The organism is Lactiplantibacillus brownii (assembly GCF_031085375.1).
Lineage (GTDB): Bacteria > Bacillota > Bacilli > Lactobacillales > Lactobacillaceae > Lactiplantibacillus > Lactiplantibacillus brownii.
Genome location: NZ_JAVCWF010000001.1, coordinates 2,862,978 through 2,885,484 on the forward strand (window position 1 = coordinate 2,862,978; position 22,507 = coordinate 2,885,484).

23 protein-coding genes are annotated in these 22,507 nt (G+C 44.6%); 8 read left to right on the plus strand and 15 right to left on the minus strand.

All coding sequences use genetic code 11. The features are described from left to right. A complete protein-coding gene (locus RA086_RS13385; protein WP_308704272.1) occupies positions 1-936 on the minus strand; it encodes a macro domain-containing protein in 936 nt (311 codons plus the stop codon). A gap of 232 nt (positions 937-1,168) precedes the next feature. Between RA086_RS13385 and RA086_RS13390 the strand changes: the two genes are divergently transcribed. Both RA086_RS13390 and RA086_RS13395 read left to right on the plus strand, forming a co-directional pair. Continuing rightward, positions 1,169-1,489: a thioredoxin family protein gene (locus RA086_RS13390; protein ID WP_137626139.1), complete on the plus strand. Its 321-nt coding sequence runs from the start codon at positions 1,169-1,171 to the stop codon at positions 1,487-1,489. A 2-nt stretch (positions 1,490-1,491) separates the two neighbouring features. Then, the gene (locus RA086_RS13395) at positions 1,492-1,764 is read left to right on the plus strand and encodes a metal-sensing transcriptional repressor (RefSeq protein ID WP_308704273.1); all 273 of its coding nucleotides are present in this window, start codon (positions 1,492-1,494) and stop codon (positions 1,762-1,764) included. Between the two features lie 44 nt (positions 1,765-1,808). Here RA086_RS13395 and RA086_RS13400 read toward each other — a convergent pair whose 3' ends face one another. The 5 genes from RA086_RS13400 to RA086_RS13420 form a co-directional block, all read right to left on the minus strand. Further along, entirely contained in the window at positions 1,809-2,012 is a 204-nt protein-coding gene (locus tag RA086_RS13400; protein WP_308704274.1) for a hypothetical protein, read from the minus strand. 203 nt (positions 2,013-2,215) lie between these two features. Continuing rightward, complete coding sequence (locus tag RA086_RS13405) at positions 2,216-2,674, minus strand: Panacea domain-containing protein (RefSeq protein ID WP_308704275.1); 459 nt, start codon at positions 2,672-2,674, stop codon at positions 2,216-2,218. Positions 2,675-2,928: 254 nt separating this feature from the next. After that, positions 2,929-3,486 carry a ferritin-like domain-containing protein gene (locus tag RA086_RS13410; protein ID WP_308704276.1) on the minus strand — a complete coding sequence of 186 codons (558 nt, stop codon included), beginning with the start codon at positions 3,484-3,486 and terminating at the stop codon, positions 2,929-2,931. Between the two features lie 11 nt (positions 3,487-3,497). Next, positions 3,498-3,719, minus strand: coding sequence for a heavy-metal-associated domain-containing protein (locus RA086_RS13415; RefSeq protein WP_308704277.1), 222 nt, complete (start codon positions 3,717-3,719; stop codon positions 3,498-3,500). 80 nt (positions 3,720-3,799) lie between these two features. Then, positions 3,800-4,033, minus strand: coding sequence for a heavy-metal-associated domain-containing protein (locus RA086_RS13420; RefSeq protein ID WP_308704278.1), 234 nt, complete (start codon positions 4,031-4,033; stop codon positions 3,800-3,802). A 260-nt stretch (positions 4,034-4,293) separates the two neighbouring features. On the opposite strand from RA086_RS13420, the gene RA086_RS13425 reads away from it, so the two are divergent. The 5 genes from RA086_RS13425 (at position 4,294) to RA086_RS13445 (ending at position 9,671) form a co-directional block, all read left to right on the plus strand. After that, a complete protein-coding gene (locus RA086_RS13425) occupies positions 4,294-4,968 on the plus strand; it encodes a Crp/Fnr family transcriptional regulator (RefSeq protein ID WP_308704279.1) in 675 nt (224 codons plus the stop codon). 102 nt (positions 4,969-5,070) lie between these two features. After that, on the plus strand, positions 5,071-6,987 hold the full coding sequence (locus RA086_RS13430) for a M13 family metallopeptidase (protein WP_308704280.1): 1,917 nt from the start codon (positions 5,071-5,073) through the stop codon (positions 6,985-6,987). A gap of 93 nt (positions 6,988-7,080) precedes the next feature. Then, a complete protein-coding gene (locus RA086_RS13435) occupies positions 7,081-7,566 on the plus strand; it encodes a GNAT family N-acetyltransferase (RefSeq protein WP_308704281.1) in 486 nt (161 codons plus the stop codon). 317 nt (positions 7,567-7,883) lie between these two features. After that, a complete protein-coding gene (locus tag RA086_RS13440) occupies positions 7,884-9,236 on the plus strand; it encodes an FAD-dependent oxidoreductase (RefSeq protein ID WP_308704282.1) in 1,353 nt (450 codons plus the stop codon). Positions 9,237-9,356: 120 nt separating this feature from the next. Continuing rightward, a complete protein-coding gene (locus tag RA086_RS13445; protein WP_308704283.1) occupies positions 9,357-9,671 on the plus strand; it encodes a DUF1828 domain-containing protein in 315 nt (104 codons plus the stop codon). Between the two features lie 563 nt (positions 9,672-10,234). On the opposite strand, the gene RA086_RS13450 is transcribed toward RA086_RS13445, so the two are convergent. The 5 genes from RA086_RS13450 to RA086_RS13470 form a co-directional block, all read right to left on the minus strand. After that, the gene (locus RA086_RS13450; RefSeq protein WP_308704284.1) at positions 10,235-12,382 is read right to left on the minus strand and encodes a lectin-like domain-containing protein; all 2,148 of its coding nucleotides are present in this window, start codon (positions 12,380-12,382) and stop codon (positions 10,235-10,237) included. Between the two features lie 19 nt (positions 12,383-12,401). Further along, positions 12,402-13,424 carry a DUF916 and DUF3324 domain-containing protein gene (locus RA086_RS13455; protein ID WP_308704285.1) on the minus strand — a complete coding sequence of 341 codons (1,023 nt, stop codon included), beginning with the start codon at positions 13,422-13,424 and terminating at the stop codon, positions 12,402-12,404. Positions 13,425-13,588: 164 nt separating this feature from the next. Continuing rightward, positions 13,589-14,272 carry a WxL domain-containing protein gene (locus tag RA086_RS13460; protein ID WP_308704286.1) on the minus strand — a complete coding sequence of 228 codons (684 nt, stop codon included), beginning with the start codon at positions 14,270-14,272 and terminating at the stop codon, positions 13,589-13,591. Between the two features lie 43 nt (positions 14,273-14,315). Next, entirely contained in the window at positions 14,316-14,909 is a 594-nt protein-coding gene (locus RA086_RS13465) for a WxL domain-containing protein (RefSeq protein ID WP_308704287.1), read from the minus strand. Then, on the minus strand, positions 14,909-15,190 hold the full coding sequence (locus RA086_RS13470; RefSeq protein WP_308704288.1) for a cell surface protein: 282 nt from the start codon (positions 15,188-15,190) through the stop codon (positions 14,909-14,911). Before RA086_RS13470 ends, RA086_RS13465 begins: the two co-directional genes overlap by 1 nt. Before the next feature lie 662 nt (positions 15,191-15,852). On the opposite strand from RA086_RS13470, the gene RA086_RS13475 reads away from it, so the two are divergent. After that, complete coding sequence (locus tag RA086_RS13475) at positions 15,853-16,446, plus strand: TetR/AcrR family transcriptional regulator (protein WP_308704487.1); 594 nt, start codon at positions 15,853-15,855, stop codon at positions 16,444-16,446. 52 nt (positions 16,447-16,498) lie between these two features. On the opposite strand, the gene RA086_RS13480 is transcribed toward RA086_RS13475, so the two are convergent. The 4 genes from RA086_RS13480 to RA086_RS13495 are packed head-to-tail and all read right to left on the minus strand — an operon-like array spanning position 16,499 to position 22,507. Next, entirely contained in the window at positions 16,499-16,798 is a 300-nt protein-coding gene (locus RA086_RS13480; RefSeq protein ID WP_308704289.1) for a hypothetical protein, read from the minus strand. Continuing rightward, on the minus strand, positions 16,791-18,125 hold the full coding sequence (locus tag RA086_RS13485) for a vWA domain-containing protein (protein WP_308704290.1): 1,335 nt from the start codon (positions 18,123-18,125) through the stop codon (positions 16,791-16,793). The genes RA086_RS13480 and RA086_RS13485 overlap by 8 nt, the downstream gene beginning before the upstream one ends. 15 nt (positions 18,126-18,140) lie before the next feature. After that, positions 18,141-19,334, minus strand: coding sequence for a P-loop NTPase family protein (locus RA086_RS13490; protein WP_308704291.1), 1,194 nt, complete (start codon positions 19,332-19,334; stop codon positions 18,141-18,143). Between the two features lie 38 nt (positions 19,335-19,372). Continuing rightward, positions 19,373-22,507: an SMC family ATPase gene (locus tag RA086_RS13495; protein ID WP_308704292.1), complete on the minus strand. Its 3,135-nt coding sequence runs from the start codon at positions 22,505-22,507 to the stop codon at positions 19,373-19,375.

Below are 22,507 nucleotides of genomic sequence, written 5' to 3' on the forward strand. Positions count from 1 at the left end.
TTACCCCTCCATCAAAATATCGGGCTGCTTCGATTGACCTTTTTTAGAAATTTCAGATGAGACTTGTTTACGCAATTCCAGTGCAGTGGTATGTTCATCGCCAATTGTAATCGAAACAGTCTTGATGTAAGCCAATTTAACCAATAGTTTCTTTAAAAAGCCATTATCACGATGCACTAGCACCGCTTGTGGTAAATCAATGTCTAACAATATTCCCTGATCTCGTAGCCGTGTCCACATGTCGACAAAGTTAGATTGCGTAATGGCGTATGCTTCCTTATTTTCGGCACTGATTGTCATGAATTTTCCGGCTGTTACATCTATTTTTTCAGTACCATCAATAATTCGAACCCGCCGTTGGTCTTCAACGAAATCACTCCCAGGTTGTGCACTGATAAAGTCTTGTTTAAATTCTGTAAAGCTTAATGAAGTTGGTTCACTTTCAATCCAAGTTCGCATTTCCCTAATATCTTTATATTCTGGTTTCTTTTCCCAGCCAGTATAGATGTGTATATATACTTTGATAGGTAACTTACGCAAGTACTTTTCCATTAACGGTTTTACTTCATGTTCCCAATCCAGGCCACCATTACCAGTCCCCAACTGTGGAAATGCAATTGATTCTATTCCTTTTTCTTGATAAGTGTCCACAAATTTTTTTAACCCAGATTCAATATAGGTTAACTTTGATTTTTTTCGCCAATTCTTTTTAGTTGGAAAGTTTAAAACCCACTTATTAGGGGTTTTATAAAGATACAATTTTCCAATAGTTAATTTCCCATCCTCACAAAAACGTTGATAGTTTCTAAACATTTCTGGATAGAGCTTTTTAAATTGCAACGCAATTCCTTTACCCATAACACCAACAGTATTTACCGTATTCACTAATACTTGGGCTGGGCTATCAAAAAGATTCGAATCCACATACATTAACATCGGGCATGCCCTCCTATTGTTAAAACAGTCTACACCAACTATCTAGTAATTCTAATTATCACACTAACTTCTGGATAAAGACTAGTAATTTATCACAAATTTCAAAGATTAGATGTCCATTCCCCCTTGATATGTTTTTTAATTAAAACGAGGACGAACAAATAAGTTGTTTTTAGATACCCATGGGGGTATATTGATAACAGTTAATCACCACACAATTGGAGGAATGACCATGATTAAAGAAATTCACGATCAAGATTTTGCTAAAGAAACTGATACCGGGATTGCCGTTGTCGACTTTCGTGCCGACTGGTGTCCGCCATGTAAAATGATGGACCCAATCCTGCAATCACTGTCCGAAGATCCTGCTTACAAGGACAAGGTCAACTTTGTCTCATTGAATGTGGATAATGACCAAGAAGTTGCCAGTCAATTCCAAGTTCAAGGTATTCCAACCTTCCTAATCAAAAAGGATGGGCAAGTCATTAGTCACATGGTTGGCGCGCGGCCAAAATCCAACTTTGAAATCGAGCTCAAGAAAGCGGTCGATTAATTATGGCTAGTGCTGAAGAACATTACGTCACCAGTAAACAGATTACGACGCGCCTAAAACGTTCTGCCGGCCAGCTTGACGGTGTTTTGCGCATGATGGCCGACGATCGACCTTGTGATGAAGTTCTAGTCCAACTTTCAGCGGTCAAATCGAGTATCGACAAGGCAATGAAGCTCGTGATTGCCCGTAATATTAACAACTGCGTCGATAACATGGCCGATGCAGATGTCAAAAATTTAGAACAGTCACTGGATTTATTGTTAAAAACAAAATAATCCTAAAAAAATCCGCGCCATGGCGGATTTTTTGTCGTTTTCAGTTATTTATCGTCCCAGTGACCCTTTTTCCAATCGTCGTGAGCCCAGCTGTCCTTATCCCAATCGTCTTCTTTGGGAGTGCCTTTAAACTCATCAGTTGGGCGATTCTTGGCTCGACGCATTAACACCGCTGTCGAAATCACAGTAATAAAGCCAGTTGCTAAGATGAAGACAAACGTCCAAATAATGATTTCACTGATTGACATCGTTGGCTCCCACCTTCCAGTTTTCGTTAGCGTTAGTATAGCGCAAGCTATGAGGAAAACCAACAGATGTCATTTTATCGTGATATAAAGATTACATCATTTTTTAGTGGGACATTAAAAGCTAATTTAGTTGGGACAAACTTTGTACTTTGAACATAGTGTGGTACTTCAATTGGTTGTTTAAATCGTTTGATTTTTGCCAACTAGCGGACAATTTCTTGTGTGAAATACTCGGCCATTAATGCCGGCGCAATCGGCTGTCCTAAAGTTGTCTGTCGCCATGGCTTTTCTGTATGTGTCCGCTTAACTAATTCAACCGTCGACAAATCGCCGAATGCCAGCCAAACTGCATTTAGAACTTGTCCCAACGACGAAGTTTCTGAAATTGCTTGATAATCGGCCACATCTTGTGGCGTCAATTCCCCAACAATCGCTGTTTGTCCTTGATAATCACGTTGTACAGCTGGAACAATGGGGCCTTTTTCCGAGGCAATGATTTCATCAGTAAAGGCTTTTTTACCATATAATGCTAAATGAGTTCCTTGAACATAATATAGCAGGCGCATAGCTCTTGCTAAAGTTAATTCATCCGCATCATACAGCCGCATTTGTGCATTGCTCGCCACCCGCAACCAATTTAAAATCTTAAAAACACTTGTCATTAATTTCATCCCTCAATTAACCATTCTGAACAATTGCACCGTGCACTGGCTGGTCAACAAGCATGTCCGCTTTGCTTGTGATGCTGAGGACATCATACCATGCCGCTGTGTCTAAAGTATTAATCGTACCCAAAAGCAACACAAATTTTACATAATCTTTTTAACAAGAATCACCCTCATTGACGTCACTAAAATAGCGACCCTAGATTAGCTCACAGACTAATCCAAAGTCGCTATTTTTACTTCATTAACGTTTAATCTTCGTCATCATCATCGTCTTCTTCGTCTAAACCAGTCCGGGCATCGTTGCCCAAGAAGGCTTGTAATTGACGAATGTTGCGGTTGTTACCGCCACGGTAGCCCACTAACCAGGCAGCCAATGCTGGACGTTCTTCCTTTTCGGCTAACTTGATGGCTCGGTCGACAAAGAGGTTTTCAGTATCGAAATCTTGAATGGTCGCGGCAACCAATGTGTTGGCGTCGTTGTACTTGAAAGCCCCATTTTCTTCCAACATTGAATACTTCGTTAATTCCGCCGTTGTTGATGAAGGTTTTTGGTTTTCATCAAGCAATAATTCGGCTAAGTCCGCAAAGTTCTTCGTATTCAACGCTAATAAACGAGCATATTCTGAGCGTAATCCAAACGCGTTTGCGCCCTTCACGTACCATTTTACTTGGTTTAATTTGACATATTCTACCAGTAAATTCGACAAGATGTGATTCGTCATTGCTCCCGCCGTCGGGGTATGATGATCGATGTCACTCTGTTTTAGTTCCGCTGCGTATTGATCTTCGATAGTTAATTCACTCATGGGGATTCCTCCTATTTTACCTTGACGCTTTGAACTTCGTAGCCCAAGCCAGTTACAACATCCGTTAATTTATCAGCGTCCGTGACGCCTTCGTCAAAATTAGTTTTGACTTTGCTGGCATTGAATAACACTTTGACGTTTTCAACCCCGTTTTGATTTTCTAAGGCTTTTTCGATTTTAGTCATGCATGATGGGCAAGTTAATGTGCCTAATTGCATCGTTGCTTTTGCCATAATGATTACCTCCGCTTAGTTTAAATCTCATTGATTGACTCTAGTTTACCGGCTAAGCCGGCTTTTGAAATTGACCACCATCAAGAAATGGCAGCTTTTACTTTAATTTGTTTAACGGTATAGCCTAACTCAGTCACAACATCGGCCAGCGTCTCGGCGGTCGTCGACGTTTCATCAAAACTAACTTTAACCTTGCTAGCATTGAACAACACTTTGACCGTCTGGACACCGGGTTGTTTTGCCAACGCTTTTTGAATCTTAGTCAGGCACGATGGGCAAGTCAACGTGTCTAATTGCATAATGGCTTTTGTCATTTTTAACACCCTCCGTTGTTTGATTTCTTATTTGATGGGTCTATCATAACGAGAATTTGTTGATAAGAACTTGACCGCCGTCAAGAAATAAAATCTTTTTTCGTTATATGATGATTGTGTTCTAAAAAGGCATTTACTGACCGCTTAATTTAGGGAAACGTAAATCAAGTCCATGCAAACTACTATATTAGTGAGCATTTAAACCCAACTCGCCAAAAATTCTGATATAGTTATGATGAAATATAAGGGAGGTTATCGCCATGGCAGCACAAGCAACTCATGAGTGTGTTCAATTAGTACCTATTTTTCAAGAACTCGCGGCAGATCAACTCGATACGATCGAATCCATCGTGCAGCATCATCATTATCAACCCGGAGAAACGTTGTTTAACGCCGATGATCCGTTAGACACGCTAATGATCATCTCCGGTGGTCAAGCAAAGGTCTATCAACTTGCAGCAAATGGTCGGGAGCAATTATTATATTTATTACAAACTGGGGATATTGACGGCGAAGCGGCATTATTTGAAACGAAGCATCGGACGTCTTACGGGGAAGCTTTGGTGCCAACGGATGTTTGTAGCATTCGACGCGAGGACTTCCAAAAATTAATGCAAAAATATCCAAGTATCAGTATCAACGTCTTGAATGTGTTCGGTAAACGGTTAACGCAACTGGAACGGCAGACAACCAGTACGGCGACCGAATCGGTGGAAGCCCGTTTAGCCAATTATTTGACCGAAACAGCCGCATCGTTAAACGAACCTGCTTTCAAATTACCTTTGAAGAAAAAAGACCTCGCAACCTTTTTAGGCACGACGCCAGAAACGATTAGTCGAAAGTTGACCCGTTTCGAGCAGGCCGGTCTGATCACGCAAAAGCCAGGCAAGATCATTCAGATCAATGACGCGGATCAATTATTATTAGTGGAATAAATTTATGTTGGTCGGGGAAAACTCGGCCTTTTTTTGCGCTCTCATTTTTAATCTACGGTATAATTAAAGCTGTATTAGAAAATTAATCGAGGAGTGGATTTAATGGCAACAATCAGTCAAGCAGCAGTTAAACAAGATCTCTATGACGCCGTCAACGGTGACTGGCTCAAGACCGCCGAAATTCCCGACGATCATGCTTCAACCGGTGGCTTCATGGACCTCGTTGATGCGATTGAAAAAACGTTAATGCACGATTTTGATGCCATGGCTGCGGGTGAAACGGCACCAAATGACCCACAGTTAGCCGAATTCATTAAATTTTATCAATTAACCAAAGATTTCAAACAGCGGAACGCTGCGGGGGCTAACCCAATCTTGCCGTGTTTGAAACAGATCGATAGTCTCAGCGACTTCGCAGACCTCCAGCAACGGATGCCCGATTGGCTCTACGATGGCTTACCACTACCATTTAGTTTGGACGTCGATGCCGATATGAAAAATACCAAGGTCAACGCCCTCTTTGCACAGGCACCGAATACGATTTTGCCTGACAAGACTTACTATGATGACGGTAATGAGTCCGGCCCTAAATTATTAGCTGTTTACGGTCAAATGATGACGCAATTGCTTCAATTAACCGGTTATAAAGAAGTCGAAGCCCAACAAATCGTGGCTGACACGCTGAAATTTGACCGGCTGATCGTCCCATGGGTCAAGAGTGCCGAAGAAGCCGCCGATTATAGTAAAATGTATAATCCACGGGCATTCAAAGACTTCGCCAATGACAGCAAGTACCTCGATTTAGCTGCCATTACGTACTCTGTGATCAATGGCAACCCAGAAACGGTTATTTTGCCAGAACCCGCATTCTTTGATCATTTCAACGAAGTCGTTAATCCCGAAAACTTTGAGATGATGAAAAACTGGATGAAGGCCAAACTCGTTCAACGGTTGAGTGGTTATTTGAGTGATGAGATGCGGACGCTGGGAACCACTTATTCGCGGACGTTATCTGGTCAAAAACAACCTCGAAATCAAGCTAAGAGCGCGTACTACCTCGCAGCTGGGGCTTTTGATCAAGTCGTGGGCTTATATTATGGTCATACCTATTTCGGTGAAGCAGCTAAAGCCGATGTTCATCAAATGGTCGAAAAAATGATTGGTGTTTATAAACGGCGCTTGGAAGCAAATACTTGGTTGAGTGCGGATACGCGTGCGAAAGCCGTCACTAAACTGAACAATTTAGGCATCCAGGTCGGTTATCCTGACAAATTGGAAGCCGTTTATACGAAATTCCATACCCTGTCCGCTGCGGATGGTGGGAGTGTCTTGAGTAACGTGCTGGCCTTTGGTCGCATTGCGCGCAAAGATATGTTCGCTAAATGGGGCCAGCCAACTGACCGGACCCGTTGGGAAATGAGCGCTGACACGGTCAATGCTTACTACCATCCCTTTATGAACATCATCGTGTTCCCAGCGGCCATCTTGCAAGCACCATTCTACAGTTTGGCACAATCCTCCAGCGCAAACTATGGTGGGATTGGGGCCGTGATTGCCCACGAAATCTCACATGCGTTTGATAACAACGGGGCCTTGTTTGATGAGTTTGGGAACCTGCATAATTGGTGGACTGAAGCAGATTCTGCCCACTTTAAGGAACTTGCTAAAGCGATGATCACCGAATTTGATGGTCTCGAATTCGCTGGCGCCAAGGTCAACGGGACCCTAACCGTTTCCGAAAACATCGCGGACGCTGGTGGGTTAAGTTGTGCCGAAGAAGCTGCTAAGAATGAAGCCGACGTTGATCTCAGCGCCTTCTTCACCAATTGGGCCATGGTCTGGCGGATGAAAGCCACCAAACAATATATGCAATTATTGCTCTCAATTGACGTGCATGCTCCCGCAAAACTACGAGCTAACGTGCAACCTAAGAATTTAGATGATTTCTATACTACTTTTGACATTACGCCGGAAGATCCAATGTACCTCGCTCCCGACCAACGGGTTAAAATCTGGTAATTTAACTTAATCCGGATAACCACTATTATCCGGTGACCCAAAACGAGTCCGGGATTATCCGGGCTCGTTTCGTTTTTAAAAGGAGTCCTATTGATGCCTAAGCTAGAAAAGTACCATCCGATTTTAACGCCCCATTATACATTTGATTGGCTGACCAAAGCCCGCGTCAAAGACGTTTTGACGTTAATTCAGGAAACTGACGCTAGGCAGCAGCCAACCATTCTCAGTGTCGCAGACCGCATCAATCAAACGATGCGTGAGATCTTTCATGATCAAAAACTTGTATGGGGGATTACGCAACGTACAACCGATCAACTGATTGGGATCGCCGGCTTCACGCCGTTGGATTTAACCGCTAACACTGCGACGCTGACCGTCACGGTGTTGCCAGCACAACAACAACCTGCCGTTTTAGCTGAAATCTATACACGTCTAACAGCGTTCGCCACACATGAACTCGGACTAACACAATTAAGCGTGCACTTGTCACAACCAGATCAATCACTGACAAAGATCTTCACTGAATTAGGCTTCTCAGTCATGACCACCGACCCGTTAGATTTTAAATTAACCCGCTAAGCTCACGCTCGCAAAAGACTCACTTTCACAAGCTTGTGAGTCTTTTTTGTTTATGATTGCGTTTTCATCAATTGACCTTTATAATGATTTTATGACATGTGGTTAACTATTTTTATAAAGAAATATCAAAATCATCAACTTTGGTTATCAGCGGTATATCAGCATTTGATTATCAGTCGATTAATGAGTGCTGTTAACTTTTAACCGCTTTACGGTTGTGTTTTGCTTTTAATCAAGTACAATAAAATTGTTAGCAAATACATGTTGTACAATTTCAATTGTGAATTGACACACATTAACTAAGGAGTGTTTTAAATATGAAAGTTATCGTTATTGGTTGTACCCACGCCGGCACCGCTGCGGTTAATCAGATTTTGGCTTCAAACCCTGAAACAGACGTCACGATTTACGAAAAAAATGACAACGTCTCATTCCTTTCTTGTGGCATTGCGCTTTATCTAGGCGGTCAAGTCGCCGACCCTCAAGGGCTTTTCTATTCTAGTCCAGAAAAATTAGCTGAACTTGGGGCAACTGTCCACATGCAACATGATGTGACAGCCGTTGACACCGACCAACACACGGTAACCGTTACCGACTTAGTTAATGGTGAAGAAAAAACGGATCACTATGACAAGCTAATTATGACAACCGGTTCTTGGCCAGTTATCCCACCAATCGATGGCATCGACAACCCAAATGTCTACCTTTGCAAAAACTGGGGCCATGCACAAAAGCTCTGGACGGATGCCAAGGAAGCCAAACGCGTGATCGTCATCGGCGGTGGTTATATTGGGACTGAATTAGTCGAAGCCTATCAACGTCAAGGTAAAGAAGTGACCTTGATCGATGGCTTACCACGGATTTTAAATAAATATTTAGATCAAGAATACACCGACCGAATCGAAAAAGATTTCGTCGACCACGGCATTGAAATGGCCCTTGGTCAGATGGTCAAAGGGTTCAGTGGCGATGGCGATGAAGTCACCGTTACGACCGATAAAGGCAGTTATACCGCTGACATGGCTATCTTGTGCGTTGGGTTCCGGCCAAACACCGCCTTACTCAAAGGTAAAGTGGACATGAACGCCAACGGTTCAATCAAAACGAATGATTATATGCAAACTTCTGACCCTGACATTTATGGGGCCGGTGACTCAGTCGCAGTGCATTATAACCCAACCCATAAAGATGCTTATATTCCATTGGCAACGAATGCGGTGCGGCAAGGGACCTTAGTTGGGCTGAATATCTTCAAGCCAACTCGGAAATACATGGGAACCCAATCTACTTCTGGTTTGATGCTATTTGGTAAAACTATCGTTGCTTCTGGGATGACCTTGGAACATGCAAAAGCAGAAGGCATCCCTGCCGCTGCAGTGACAGTTGAAGATAACTACCGGCCAGAATTTATGCCGTCAACAACGCCAGTTTTGATGCAATTGGTTTACAATCCAGAAACTCGCGTTATTTTAGGCGCACAATTCATGAGTGACTACGATGTTTCTCAATCAGCCAACACGATCTCAGTGCTGATTCAAAACAACAACACTATTGATGACTTAGGCTTTGTGGACATGTTCTTCCAACCAACTTACGACCGGCCATTTAACTACTTGAACATTCTCGGCCAAGCCGCGATTGCCCAAGCCGCAAGTAAAGTAACTGAATAATTTATTCTGCTGACCTCCTATAAAACTAATCCCCGATGCTAACTGATACGAGCTAGCATCAGGGATTTTTGTTGTGGCGGTCGATTATCAGATATCATTAAAGAAAGCGAGGTGTTAGCCGTGAGTATCAATACGCATTCCCTGCAACAAGCCTATTTAGATTGGGTAACGCAAAAACAGGTATTCAAACCACAAGCAAACTTTACAACCATTCAAACCCCTTTCGTAGACATATATCACGATACCATTGAACTTTTCATTGAAAAACATGCTGGACATTATATTCTGAGCGATGATGGTTACACACTTGATGAACTGGATACGCTAGATTTACAATTAAGTCCCAAGCATGCATCAAAAAAACGACAAGCCCTTTTTGAACAAACCTGCTTAAACTTCGGTATTCAAATTAATCAACTAAAGGTTGAAAGTTAAAAATTGCCGGTCTGCACCACTACGTCAACAATCCGGTAATGAAAACTAGTCGACTACTGCCGCTTCCGGTTGTTGCCGATAACATGCGGTCGAGGGACCGGTTCAAGCCATAGAAACGTCTTGAACCTCGCCCGGAAACTTTGCCAAAGCCTCAAATCTCCCGGACGTGCAGGTGGTGTAAGGCCGGCAAAAGAACGCCGGTCAAACACCACCTGCACGTCCGATGCTATCAGCAACAACCTCCAGCTAAGTCAGTCAAAATCGGTGTGCAGTGTCGGCGAGATTAATCGGCGTTCTTGGCTGACTAATCTCGCGGGGCAATTCAAAGACGGGTTTTGTCGGCTTGGAATTGAGGCGTCAGACCGTACCTTGGCTGGCGACGTCCCCCACAGCACACCGATTTTGACTGACGGAGCGCTAAATTTAGGTGAGTCTACTTTAGGCTTATGGGTTACCGATACGACAACATTTGTGATACTTTTGAGTCTTTCAACCTTTAGTTATATTAGCCACAATTCAAAAAGCTACCACCAACACAAAGTCGGTGATAGCTTTTTAAAACGTTAACTTGGCGCATTTGAAAGCGTCCACGTTATTTTTCCAGAATATGCCCCAGGTGTTGCTGCCGCATTAGTTTCAAACAATAACCCAGTATCTTTGGTCCAATTTTTTGTCACATCGTATTCATCCGCATCACTGGTACTTTCGTGACTGTCAATCACGGTACCAGACCCATTAATGACGGTTGATTGGTCACCATTTTTATAGACGACCTGACCAGGTAACTTGCGACCAGCTTCAGTCGTAAAGTCACCGGCACTTGCTTGCAATTGCCAGCTAGATCCCTTGCCACGATCATCAGCGACAACTAATTCCCAGTCATCTTCTCGCTGCGAGGTTTGGGCCTTACCGTCTAACGTAATAGCTGAAAACTTGCTGGCACTGGCAACGGTCTTGAAGCCGAGCGAACCACTGGTCACATGAATTTTAATATGAACCGTATCTGACGTATTTTCGTCATCATCCATCACATACACATCTAAGGTATTATCACCAACATGCAGCTGATTTGACTTCAAGGCTATTCTCAATACCCCAGATTCATCATCATCACTTAGCCTAAAAGGATCTAAATCCGTGCCGTTTAATTCGGAATAAACCGTAATCCAACTGTTGGTCAGCTGTTCTGAGTCTTCGGCTAACACTAGGCCAGAAATCTTTAAATCACTACCGTTATCAATCGTATAATCCTGAGTTGGAATGTAGAGTGTCAATGGCTGCGCAACTGTAATCAGGTAATCCGGTGCGGTAGTTTTAGCTTCATATTTTTCATTCGCGAAAACGGCATCCGTTGCCGTTGTTTGCGTGTTAACTTTGACACTATCGGCTTTACCGGTCAACGTAATCGTCGCCTTGGCATTGCCAGCATGCAGATTCTTCCCAATGTCATACGTCACACTCTCGGCGCCAGCTTCAGGCGCTTTTAAGAACTGAGTCGCGCCATCCGCGTATTTAATCGTTGCCTCGCTAAAGGTCACCGCTTTTGGCAGATCGATGTTTGCCGTAATCCGCTCCCAATCGATTTGCCCGTCTTTATAATTAAGATTGTAGGTATATTCCAACTCATCATTGGCTTTTACCTTACTACCAGTGGTCACTTCGCGATTCTTCGTCTTATCAAAGACCTTCATATCCGCATCCACATCAATATTTAAATGCGTGATGGATTCGAAGACGACCAAACTATTCCCAGCATTACTCCCGTTGGTACCGACAAAACCCCAGTGAACCAAGCCATTAGTACTATGGAACTGACTTGTATCGATCACTTCCGAACGTGTGATTGGGTTAGCATTGGTCGACCCATCAGGATTAACATCATTCAAGGTATAAGTCATCGTTTTAGTGCTAGCATCCCACTTTAAAACCAAGTGATGCCAAGCCGCATCCGTCAAGCTCAAGCTCGGAACTGGATTGGTATGTGCTTGGGTAAAGAGATAGCGATCTGCCCATAAAAGTTGCGTGACTTTTTTATTAATATACGTGTCCGCTAAACCCGGATAACCGGTTGCCATGTGCTGACCTTTAATGCCGACATCAAAGGCACTACCACTCCCGGCATCACTATAGGAACTCGACGTGTTGGAATACGTATCAAATTCAAGCGCCCAACTATTCTGAATCGCGGTTGCCGCAATTTCCGCCGAATCCGTTCGACTTTTATCGTCATCAACGCCCCAAACCCCCATCGTTTCACCGATGATGTTTTGCTTGGTGTAACTGGAAGCGGCAGTGGTGCCATTAGGATCATTTTGCAGGACAAACGCCAGCCCGTCACCGGCTTTGCTTTTAGAAGCCCCAAAGTAGAGCCACATGGATAAAGTCGTATCTTGGTTTAAGTCAAACTGATTGGTATCACTTGACCAAACCCCACCTAATTGGCGTTTAGAATTATTAATCTGAACTGCTTGCGTATTAGGTGAAGCTGAATTGGTCACATTTTGAATGCTCGCAGCATTTGACACGCCATCTGAAAAGACGGCCGGAACCGTAAATAATTTGTCTAACTGATCTAACCCACTCGGTGCCGTATCTAATGGTGACGCCGCAGTCGGATCAGTGTCCGCAGCTTGCGACCGCATGGCGGTGAAGCCTAAGCCCACCATCACCATTAATCCGGCTAATAATCCTATTGTTAGTCGCTTGCGCATCGCAATCCGCTCCTCTCAATTATTGTTTTTCATCATGCCGACGGTTCTTGAGTAACAACCAAATGACTAAGCCGAGTAAGGCCACAATCACTACGCCGAAGCCAACGAACCACCAGAAGTAATTAGTCTGTTTCTCTTGGCCGACCGCCGTCTTATTCAATTCCTTAGCTTTTTGTTCACTAATGGTGAAGTTGCGCGTGAAGGCCCACTTATAGTTGCCTTTTTCCGCGGTCGCCGTTAAATGTAACGTGTAGTTTCCCGCTTTAAGCGCCTTCGTCCCATCACCAATAGCAAAGTTGAAGTTACTATTTGGTGCCATGGCCAAATTTTCTTTGTCCGCAGTCACAACTTTTTTAGTACCGCCCGCGTTCGTCACGTAACTCTTGATCTTCAACCCATGCATGATCACAGGTTGATTATTTTGCAAATTAGCCGTGACATAATTACGATAATTAACTTGTTTGGCTTTTACGCCCAATAGTTTCATTTTAGGTTTAGCGGTCACCTTAGCTTGTTCTTGTAATTGCAACCCGATGACATAAGCGTACTGGTTTTCAATCGTCATGCCACTAGACTTCTTCTTGCTAGCCGTTGTTTCTTGAACCACGTTGATACCGCCTAACGCGATGCCCTCAAACCCTTTTTTCGGTACCGTTAATTTGAACGTGACGGCTTTAGTCGACTTCGCCGGCACCGAAACCGTTTGTGATTTCGACAAGGCTGACTTGAGATCAAACTTTAGTGAGGCATCCGCCTTAGCTTTGCTTTGACTATAATCAATGACCCCATTATCATTGGTCGTCGCCCGATTTGGCGTGATCACATATTTATGCGCTTGAGAATCACTATTCTTAATGCGAATCGTCAAATCCTGTTTCTGTCCAGGTGTGACTTTCAAATCAAAATAGGACACTTTTGAATTAAGTTGATTCTGGGGCAAGTCCGCCGAAACCGTGTAGTTCAAATTTTCGGCGTGTGCCACAGTCAACCCACCAAAAATCACTCCTATAATAACCGTTAAACTTAATAATAATTTTTTCATCGTCATTACCCCTTCCTTTTTTCAATGGTAATTTTATGTAGCGCGCAACCCGTGACTGGCAGGATGTCATTGAGTAGCGCCTAACCAGCAACACAATCTTAATTGCCGATTGCCAAGCTGGGTAGGCGTTACTCACGCCTGTTGTCACGGGTTTCACAGTAATGCTAACTCGGTGCATTCGTTAATGACCAAGTTAGGGTACCGGTATAGTGTCCGGCTGAAAATTTTTGATCTGCCAAGTGTAAGGTCGTCGGTTGCGAACCACGGTTCATGATCAATAGCCATGTGCCGAGCCCAGCTTGTTGATCAGCCTTTAACACATTATTGACTGATCCGGCCGTTAAATGACCTTCATTAACCAATTGTGGGGCGGTGCTAACATTGGTCGTGGCCGGTTTGATTTCGACTGACCCCAAATCAATCGTCGCCGCTAATGCTTGTTGCCCATTGCGTGGTGCGCTGGGTAAAACTTGCAACGTCCAGCCACTACCAGTTGCTCGGCGATCCGAGATTTGGACCATCGCTTTTTGATTCTTTGCGGTGGTCGTGGTTGGACCACTCGCCACCGTAATATTGTTAAACTTTAAGTTACTTAAATAATCAATTGTTAAATTTCCCCGTGAACCTGTCCCATCAACATTACCAGGATCGGCATCATCGCCAGGATACGGTTTCGACGGCTCATCTGGATCAACCGGCTTGACCGCACTATCATCTTCACTAGGGGTAATCTTAATCTCAATCTGCGACTGCGTCATTTGCGTGGCGGCACGGCCAGCCATTGGTGCAACTAACCAGCCGCCAAGACAAACACCGCTTAATGCCAACCACCAAATTAACCCGCGCATCAGTTACACCTCACTCCCATCAGTGCAGCGCTAACTGATTAACCTACGATTCAATGCCTGATGGTGCATTGCTAAGGGTCCAAGTTAAGGTTGATTTGTAAGCCCCAGCAGAGTTACCAGCCGGTACCAGTAAGCTGACCTGGTCAGTGGTATGTGACATGTCATAGACCCCAATACCTTCATTTTCGTCAGCCGACAAGATCGGTTGCGATTCAGTATTGATCGTCACTTCTTTAGCAGTTGGCGCCTTGGAGGCATTGTTGTTATCGGCGGCTGCAACAGTCCCCTTTTTAAAGGTTAAAGCCGCGCCACGTAAAGTTCCAGTACTGCCACTCGTTTGGAAAGCCGTTGCACTAACTCCCACATGCCAACCAGAGATATTACCCGGGTTTTTAACTTCAACTAAGTCAGTTACTTCTTCGGCAGTATAGTCTTGAGAAGCCAAATCATTGACATGTTCCCCTAAATTAATTGTTGGCGCTTTTTCCAACGTGATTTCTTTAGCGGTCTCATCTTGAGTCAAGTTGATTTCTGCAGTAGTATCCTTTTGGGTATCCGTATCAGCAGCCTGAGCAGCTAAGGGTAAAACAGCGAAAAGTGACATCCCAGCGATAAGTGTTCCAATTGTCTTCTTCATTACGATTGCTCCTTTATTTGTCGACGGCTTTGCCACCAAATTTTGATTAGTAATCCTAATAGACCAATGATGAGTAACCCAATCCCACACAAGAGCCATTGCTGGCTTTCATTCATTTGCGGCAGCAACCCTGCCAGCGGCCCTTGATCCAGATTGGTTCCCGCCGAGTGAGTTTGTGTGACGGTCACATCATAAGTTCCACGTTGCACATCTGCACCGGCAATGAGCGGGCGGCCACTCAGAGCAGTTATTAAACTAGCGCAACCAATTTTCCAATGCATGTCATCACATCCTTTACCCAACTTTACAATTAGTCAATTAACAAAACCAAACATAGCTACCAATAGTTTTTTTTGTAAACTTATCCTATCAGCACGCAAAATATATCACGGCAATGTAATCGCTGTCAATTAATAAGAGGGGTTAACCAACGGCCAAAAATCCTTTTCTAACGGACTTATGTGGAGTTTCTCATTTTAATCAAAATACAATTAATTTTATATAAACTGTCCAAATCAGTTTATTATCAAGGGTTTTCATAATTTGTATTTTTTGTTTTTTGAGAAACTGATTACCCCTTTAATCAATCATCCCGTTAATATTATATTTTAATTAAATTAAAATGAGAACAGCTATTAGCTATTTGTAGCCATCATCATAACCAATAAGCCGTGATATAAAAACAGAATAATTGGCTGTATTTAGTTGCTATGATTGCCTTTGGTTAACGGTTCTCATATTTGGACTAATGTAACAATGATTCATATTAACAAATATATTTATTACATTGGCTCAACTATTGATTAGAGGTTACTGTAAAAACAAGTATCTTTATATACTAAAATCAAATTTTAAATACTCAGATAATCGACATCCAACCCTCAGCAGGCCAAGTCATGGTCTATGGTATACTTAGAAAAAATAAGTTGCTTTATTGAAGGGAATGAAACATTTGCCAGCCAAGAAAACCTTTAGTGACGAGCAAGTCATTGAACTAATCATGCGACTATTCTGGCAAAATGGGTATTATCATACATCCATGGATGAGATCGTCGTCACCAGTGGCGTCAAGAAACAGAGCTTATACAACGCGCTCGGTGACAAACACACCATTTACCTCAAAGCCTTACAACGTTACCATCAGCTCACGTTGACCGCTTGTGCACAAGCGATGCAATCGTTGGAACAAGCCGGCGAGACGCCATTAACAGTCCTAATGATGTTGTACAGTCGCGATTTGACGCGTACTGATCAGCCAACCGGGGACTTAATGGCTAATGCCGTCGCCGAATTTGGGGCAAGCGATGCAACGGTCAAACAAGCCACCAATCAGTTCTATGAAGATTATCTTACGCTATTGGCTTCAGTTATTTTAAAAGGCCAAGCCAACCAAACCATCATTAATACCGAAGCTAGTATGGGGTTGGCACAGAGTTTGTTGGAAGTACGGATCGGCTTGCAAACTCGGATTCGCCAGGGCCAACAGCCTAATATTGACCAACGCCAACACGCATGGCGACAATTTTTACAAAAGTAGCCCTGCTAAAAAGGCCTGCAAATTTCAGTTTGCAGGTCCTTTTTTACTCGTTTCAAATATAAGGTTGAGCTAACCAGCGTTGTGCAGCCGGGCTGAGTTGGTTGCCAAAGTATTGACTGATTGCTTGCACCCCGGCATAACGATCAAACTGGAAACGGCTGGTCAACGTGCCACTATCTAATAAAGCTTTCGCAAATTGTAAGTCTTCCGGCTGAATCATTTGTCGAAAAGGCCGTTCTTCTTCAGCGATGATGGGCAACCAATGACCCTTTAGCACTGCCGCGGCACGTTGATAACGCCAATCATGCGTTAGTAGCGATTGCATGTCGGCTGGTTTCAATAAGTTAGCCATTTAGCGAAGTGCCCCCTTGTAAAGTCACCACTTGACCAATAACTGGTTGAACGGACAGGTGATCCGTCGCATGCGCCAGCAACCAGATTACATTGGTAAAGCCAGCAGTTGCCACCGTCCGTTCACCACGCCCGTCTGTCAAAATCAATGCCAGTGTTGACCGATTCGTCACATGATGCTGCGCTAAGTCATCAAAGATACTCTGATAGACCGTCCCACCACCGCCTTGACGAACAAAGCGAACTTGTTGTGGCAGACTGGCTTGATAAGTTTGACCCGGTTGAACAATGGCATCGAATGGTTTAACCGTAATCGTCACAGCCATTGCCCGCGTCAGACTAGCCACTTGGCTCAATAAATACTGTAGTGTTTGGTCACTGATGGAGCCCGAATTATCAACATAGACTTGCACGTTCAAACGCAGCTCACTAATTTGACCAGGCAATTCCATACGAGCTGGTTGGCGCCGATTAAAGCGTGCTCGGGAGGGCTTCTTCCCACTTGGAATTTGTCCCAAGCCACGGACTAATAACCGTCGCCAGTTTAAAGCCGCCGGTGCCTGCCTGACTTTTAAGTGCGCAACTACTTGGCCTGCCACCAGTCCCCGCCCAGCTTCTTGGGTGTGTGTCCAAGCATCATGGGTTAACTGTTGTAGTCGATTTGCCGCTAAGTTTGGATTAGTCAACTGACCGGAACTAGCTTGCCATCCACTTGGATCATCGATTAATTGGGGTGCTGGCTGGTGACCAACACTTTTTTGTGGTGCTTGGCCAGTTGCTGATGGTCCGGGCTGACTAGCTGATTTAGCTGGTGACGGTGCTGGTTGCAAGAGCTTTAAATACACACTCGAATCGGCCTTCAACGGCAATGGCGTTTTAACTAACGCTTGTGCCGTGCTCAGGCTGGTCATCCCAGCCGGTAACCCATCAACGTATTGATTGACCGCCAAATCGGTTGCTAATGTGACCAGTTGCCGCTGCGTTGTTAGTTGTTGCCGGTAACGCAATGGATGCTGCCATACAATATGCAACGCCACATGTTTTAACCCAGCTTGTAAACTGTCGAAACGCGGAAAAGTCTGTGCCAAATGACTTGCTGAAAACTGCAATATTAGCTGGTTTGATTGCCAGGTCAGAGCAAATGCAGCCTTCAATCGCGCCGATTTGCGTGGCAAACGTGTTAAAACCTCACCATAAAATTGGTCAGCTGCCAATAACTCAATCACAGCGCGATCGACCATGGTCTGGCCAGCAGCGACTAAAGCCGTGGTTGGATGCTGATTAATTTTTTGACGCCAACGGGCATATTCCGCCGCATTATTTAACATCCTGATCACTCGTTTCTACTGATTCGACCAACTCGCCACTTGTTGTAAATACTGATAAAGTGCCGTGGCATACGGACTGGTTTTAGTGACGTTCGCCGTATAAAGTTGTTTCAATAAATCCTGATTTTGACCGATTTGTTGCACTAACGCAAATTGGCCGTCTTGACTCAGCGCTTGCAAAAGTTGTAAAAAACGACCCGCATGTTGATCGGCTGTTAACGGATACTGACTCGTCACGCCTAAGCAACTGCGTAAGACGGCGCTCTTCTGAGGTTCACTCATCGCCTGAAATTGTTTGAGGACCGGTGCCGGAACAACTGCACCTGCAGGCTGTTCGTGATAAATCATCGCTGGCGTTAAGTGAATCGCTTGCTGGGCCAAATATTGTTCAAACGCATAGCCTAAATTTGCCCCAATATCACCTTGAAAAATATCCAACGCCACTTGTTCACGAGCCGCTGCCGGTAGCTTTTCTAATTCGACCAAGTTCGCCGAAACCCGCGCCCAGGCGCGGGGAGTCACAATTAAGTCAGCTTGTTCATCCGCCTGATTCAATCGTGTGACATCTTCCCCAATAAATTGCTGCACCAATGGCGCAATATTGGGCTGTTGCGTTTTAGGATTTGTCGCCGCGGCCCAACGTAACCAATCCCCGGCATCCGTGCGCATTACCAAGCGCACCGTCCGATCCTTGATTGCCGCATCACCGGCTACTACCCCATAGTCGCTCCCTTCAAAGCCCGTCATACTAGCATCCGGATTCTCCGCTAAAATCAATTGAACTTGTGCGGGTAGCGTTAATGTATTGATCGTTCGTTGTAAAACTAAGTTCATCAATTCACTTTGAACCGCTTGAGTTCCACGATTGAACTCATCTAAGAACCACAGAATTGGTTGCTGCGGATGGGCTTCGGCATAACTAATAATCTCAATCAATGTGTGAGCATAGCCAAATTGAACATCTGCTAATTGACCATAGGCTTTTGTTTGAATAAAAGAATCACTCGTTAATGGCGGTACCGGAATCGCCAAATCACCCTTTTCTGATAAACTCACGACCGTTGTAAATAGCTTAGCTCCCAGGCGTGTGGCAACCTCACTAACTAGCGCAGATTTACCAATTCCCGCTTCACCGACAATGTTGGGGACATTACCAGCCTTCAAAACAACCGGTACTGCGGTTAATAGTCCTTGATATGATAATGCCATTTTTTCCTCCATTTTCATGATTGTTTCACGTGAAACAGCTAGTCAAATGCTAACTGATAGTTTACCCGACTTTCGCCGTTACCTTCTGGAATCACTTGTAATTGTGCTGGTAACTGACTTTCTAGCTCTGTCACATGACTGATAATCCCGATCATCCGTGATTGCCCTTCAACTTGTTGTAAAGTTTCCATGGCCATTTCTAAGGCTTCTTCATCTAATGACCCAAAGCCTTCATCAATGAACAAGGCATCAATTTTGATGCCACCGGCTTGCTCTTGAATCACTTCGGCTAACGCTAACGCCAAAGATAGTGCAGCAACAAAGCTCTCACCACCAGATAACGTATGCACGCTACGAACTTTCCCGGCATTATCATCATAGATATTGATTTCCAAGCCAGTCCCGTTACGATAAGTGCCATAAGACGTTTCCAATTGGAATTGATAACGCCCACGTGTCAACTGCTGCAGCCGTTGATTTCCTTTGTGCAGCACCTTTTGCAAATAGGTCTGTAGCACAAAACGTTCTAAGCTGAGTTTTTGCGCGCCATTACCATTGGCCACTTGTGACAATTGTGAGAGCTCCGCTAACTGTGCCTGTTGCTCATGCACCGCAGCCAAGGTCGTCTGCATTTTTTTGACCAAAGCTTGATTAGCTCGTAGTTGACGATCTAAGTCATAATACTGTTGTTCCACTTGTTGCTCCACCGTTTGCGCCGTTCGAACTTGTTCAGATAGCGCCGCTAGATCAGGCGCGGGGCGCTCGGCAATCGCCTGCTTCACCGTTGTCAGTTGGCCTTGTAACCCCGAACGTTGCTGATCATAATCGCTAATCGTTTGTCGCAACTCAGGTAACGTTGGCAACTGACTAAGAAGTTGTTGCAATCGTTCAAAGTCGGCTGTTCCCCATGTCGCAGTCATCGCGGCCGTTAAGTCCGCTGTTTGACTAGCCACCGTCGCCTGGGCCGTATTCAAATGCTTTTGGGTGGTACTCAATTGAGCCTTAACGGCCGACAACTGATCATTTAACTGAGCCAATGCTTGGTCAGCCTGTTTTACGGTTGCTTCATATTTGGCCTGGTCAGCCTTGAGTTGTTTCAGATAAGTTTCAAGGGCCGTCAAAGTTGGATAATCCGGCGATAATTGTTTTTGCCGATCAGTTAATTGCGTTTGTAATTGCAGCACTTGGTTCGTGGCGGCCGTGACAACTTGGGCTTGTTGCTGTTGTTGGGCGGTCACTTCAGCAAGTTGCGTTTTTAACGCTGTTAAACGTTGTTGCGCTTGCTGAGCGCGTTTGATCTGGTCGGCATTGGCTCGTTGCTTTAAAGCCAATGCTTGTTCTGCGGTCTGCAGCTTAGTTTCGATCGTCGCTAATGTCGCGGCTTCATCGGCAAGATCACCGATTGCGGTTTTAAGCGTAGTCATCAAACTCGTTAATTGGGCTTGTGCCGTCGTGACGGCTTGTTGCTGACTGGCTAACTGACTTTGCCCTGAAGCCAACTTCTTGTTTGCCTCAACACTCGCGGTTTGCGCTTTTTTAACGGCGGCTTCGGTTACCGTAATCGTTTCAACAGGGGCCGGTTGTGGATGTTCGGTTGAGCCGCAGACCGGGCAAGGCTGATTCGGCAAGAGTCGCTGACTCAATATCGCAATCTGTGCACTGGCCCAATCGCTATCTAATTGTAGATAACGCTGTTCCTTTTCGCTCACCTGAGCCTGCTGTTTTGTCACTAATTTTTGTTGCTGAGTAACCGTCTGTTGGGCTTTTTCAATCACTTGTTGTTGCCGTTTCACAGCGCTTAGCTGTTGATGCCAATCAGCCAAATCACGTTGCCGGGTGGTTAAACCTGCCGCTTGCGTCATGAACTCTGGCAATTGGGCGCCAATTGGCGTAAGTGTCGTTTGCTCTGATGTCAATTCAGACAAGGTGGCTGTCGTCGTTGCTTGAACGTTCTGTTGCTTGCTTTCTGCTTGTTTGGCCTGCTTTAAGGCTTGCTTTGTTTGATCCACTTGTTCATAAACGCGGCGTTTTCCCGTCAAAGTGGTAATGTCGGCTTGTCGTTGCTTAGCAACCGTTTGTTGATCGGCCAACCGTTTAACAGTAGCGCTCGCTGCGGCTTGTGCCGTTGTCAATTCAGCTTGTCGTGTCGTCAACTGTTGTTGTTCAGCGGATTCAGTTTGCACCTGTTTTTGTGCCAAGGTACGTTGTTGTGCAGCATTTGCTAAGCCTTGACCCCATTCCAACGTTTTGACCTGTGTCCGCTGTGCCTCAATGATTGGTCGCTGCTCAGTCAATCGTGCTTGTATAGTCAGTAATTTCGCTAACTGATCATGATTTTTTTGTAAAGTTTGACCCGTTTGCTCAGCTTGTTGGGCTTTTTCTAGCGCTTTTTTAGCCGCATCAAATGTTGTTTTCAGTTCAGCACGTTGTGTCGTTTGAGCCGCCTGTGCCGTTAATTGGCGGTCAACTGCCGCTTGTGGCGCTAACTTGGCCGCTTCAGCCGTTGCTAAATCTGTCCAAGTTAACTGCTGCTGATAGGTTTGTAGTGTCTGCGTGGCTTGGGCGCTCACTTGTTGCTGCTGCTTCAATTGCCGCCGCAGTTGATCCGCCCAATCGCGATACAACGACGTCCCAAAAATATCACGCAATACTTTTTCTTTATCATCACTGTTAGCCATCAAAAATTGGCGAAATTGACCTTGTGGCAATAACACGATTTGTGAAAATTGTTCACGAGTCAGTTGTAATAAGTCACGAATATAAGCTTGAACTTGGTTAACTTTAGTTAACTCATCAACTTCCTGTCCAGCCTCGTCAAAAACCGTCAAAGTCACTGCTGCGGGCTGTACATGGGTACCGTCACCACGCTTTTTTGCGACTTCTTGTTCTGGTAAACGGACGACCTGATACGTCCGCCCCTGATGTTCAAAGTTAAAGGTGACACTAGTCTCATCATCAAAGGTCGCAAAGTCTGAACGCATTTGCTTCACTTGGCGATCGCCACCAGACGTGCCGCCAAACAAGGCAAAGCACATCGCATCAAAAATCGTCGTTTTACCTGCACCTGTCTTCCCGCTAATCAAAAAAACTGGAAAATCAGTAAATTTAGTAAAGTCTATTTTTTGTTGACGAAAGGGGCCAAAAAAGGCCAATTGTAACGTTAAAGGTCGCAT

Bases quoted from the DNA above. Each gene is read 5' to 3' on its own strand.
- RA086_RS13395 (WP_308704273.1), top strand. From the start codon at position 1,492: ATGGCTAGTGCTGAAGAACATTACGTCACCAGTAAACAGATTACGACG.
- RA086_RS13495 (WP_308704292.1), bottom strand. From the start codon at position 22,507: ATGCGACCTTTAACGTTACAATTGGCCTTTTTTGGCCCCTTTCGTCAA.
- RA086_RS13430 (WP_308704280.1), top strand. From the start codon at position 5,071: ATGGCAACAATCAGTCAAGCAGCAGTTAAACAAGATCTCTATGACGCC.
- RA086_RS13415 (WP_308704277.1), bottom strand. From the start codon at position 3,719: ATGGCAAAAGCAACGATGCAATTAGGCACATTAACTTGCCCATCATGC.
- RA086_RS13420 (WP_308704278.1), bottom strand. From the start codon at position 4,033: ATGACAAAAGCCATTATGCAATTAGACACGTTGACTTGCCCATCGTGC.
- RA086_RS13400 (WP_308704274.1), bottom strand. From the start codon at position 2,012: ATGTCAATCAGTGAAATCATTATTTGGACGTTTGTCTTCATCTTAGCA.
- RA086_RS13490 (WP_308704291.1), bottom strand. From the start codon at position 19,334: ATGGCATTATCATATCAAGGACTATTAACCGCAGTACCGGTTGTTTTG.
- RA086_RS13470 (WP_308704288.1), bottom strand. From the start codon at position 15,190: ATGCATTGGAAAATTGGTTGCGCTAGTTTAATAACTGCTCTGAGTGGC.
- RA086_RS13410 (WP_308704276.1), bottom strand. From the start codon at position 3,486: ATGAGTGAATTAACTATCGAAGATCAATACGCAGCGGAACTAAAACAG.
- RA086_RS13435 (WP_308704281.1), top strand. From the start codon at position 7,081: ATGCCTAAGCTAGAAAAGTACCATCCGATTTTAACGCCCCATTATACA.
- RA086_RS13455 (WP_308704285.1), bottom strand. From the start codon at position 13,424: ATGAAAAAATTATTATTAAGTTTAACGGTTATTATAGGAGTGATTTTT.
- RA086_RS13440 (WP_308704282.1), top strand. From the start codon at position 7,884: ATGAAAGTTATCGTTATTGGTTGTACCCACGCCGGCACCGCTGCGGTT.
- RA086_RS13385 (WP_308704272.1), bottom strand. From the start codon at position 936: ATGTTAATGTATGTGGATTCGAATCTTTTTGATAGCCCAGCCCAAGTA.
- RA086_RS13425 (WP_308704279.1), top strand. From the start codon at position 4,294: ATGGCAGCACAAGCAACTCATGAGTGTGTTCAATTAGTACCTATTTTT.
- RA086_RS13465 (WP_308704287.1), bottom strand. From the start codon at position 14,909: ATGAAGAAGACAATTGGAACACTTATCGCTGGGATGTCACTTTTCGCT.
- RA086_RS13405 (WP_308704275.1), bottom strand. From the start codon at position 2,674: ATGACAAGTGTTTTTAAGATTTTAAATTGGTTGCGGGTGGCGAGCAAT.
- RA086_RS13475 (WP_308704487.1), top strand. From the start codon at position 15,853: ATGAAACATTTGCCAGCCAAGAAAACCTTTAGTGACGAGCAAGTCATT.
- RA086_RS13480 (WP_308704289.1), bottom strand. From the start codon at position 16,798: ATGGCTAACTTATTGAAACCAGCCGACATGCAATCGCTACTAACGCAT.
- RA086_RS13390 (WP_137626139.1), top strand. From the start codon at position 1,169: ATGATTAAAGAAATTCACGATCAAGATTTTGCTAAAGAAACTGATACC.
- RA086_RS13460 (WP_308704286.1), bottom strand. From the start codon at position 14,272: ATGCGCGGGTTAATTTGGTGGTTGGCATTAAGCGGTGTTTGTCTTGGC.
- RA086_RS13485 (WP_308704290.1), bottom strand. From the start codon at position 18,125: ATGTTAAATAATGCGGCGGAATATGCCCGTTGGCGTCAAAAAATTAAT.
- RA086_RS13450 (WP_308704284.1), bottom strand. From the start codon at position 12,382: ATGCGCAAGCGACTAACAATAGGATTATTAGCCGGATTAATGGTGATG.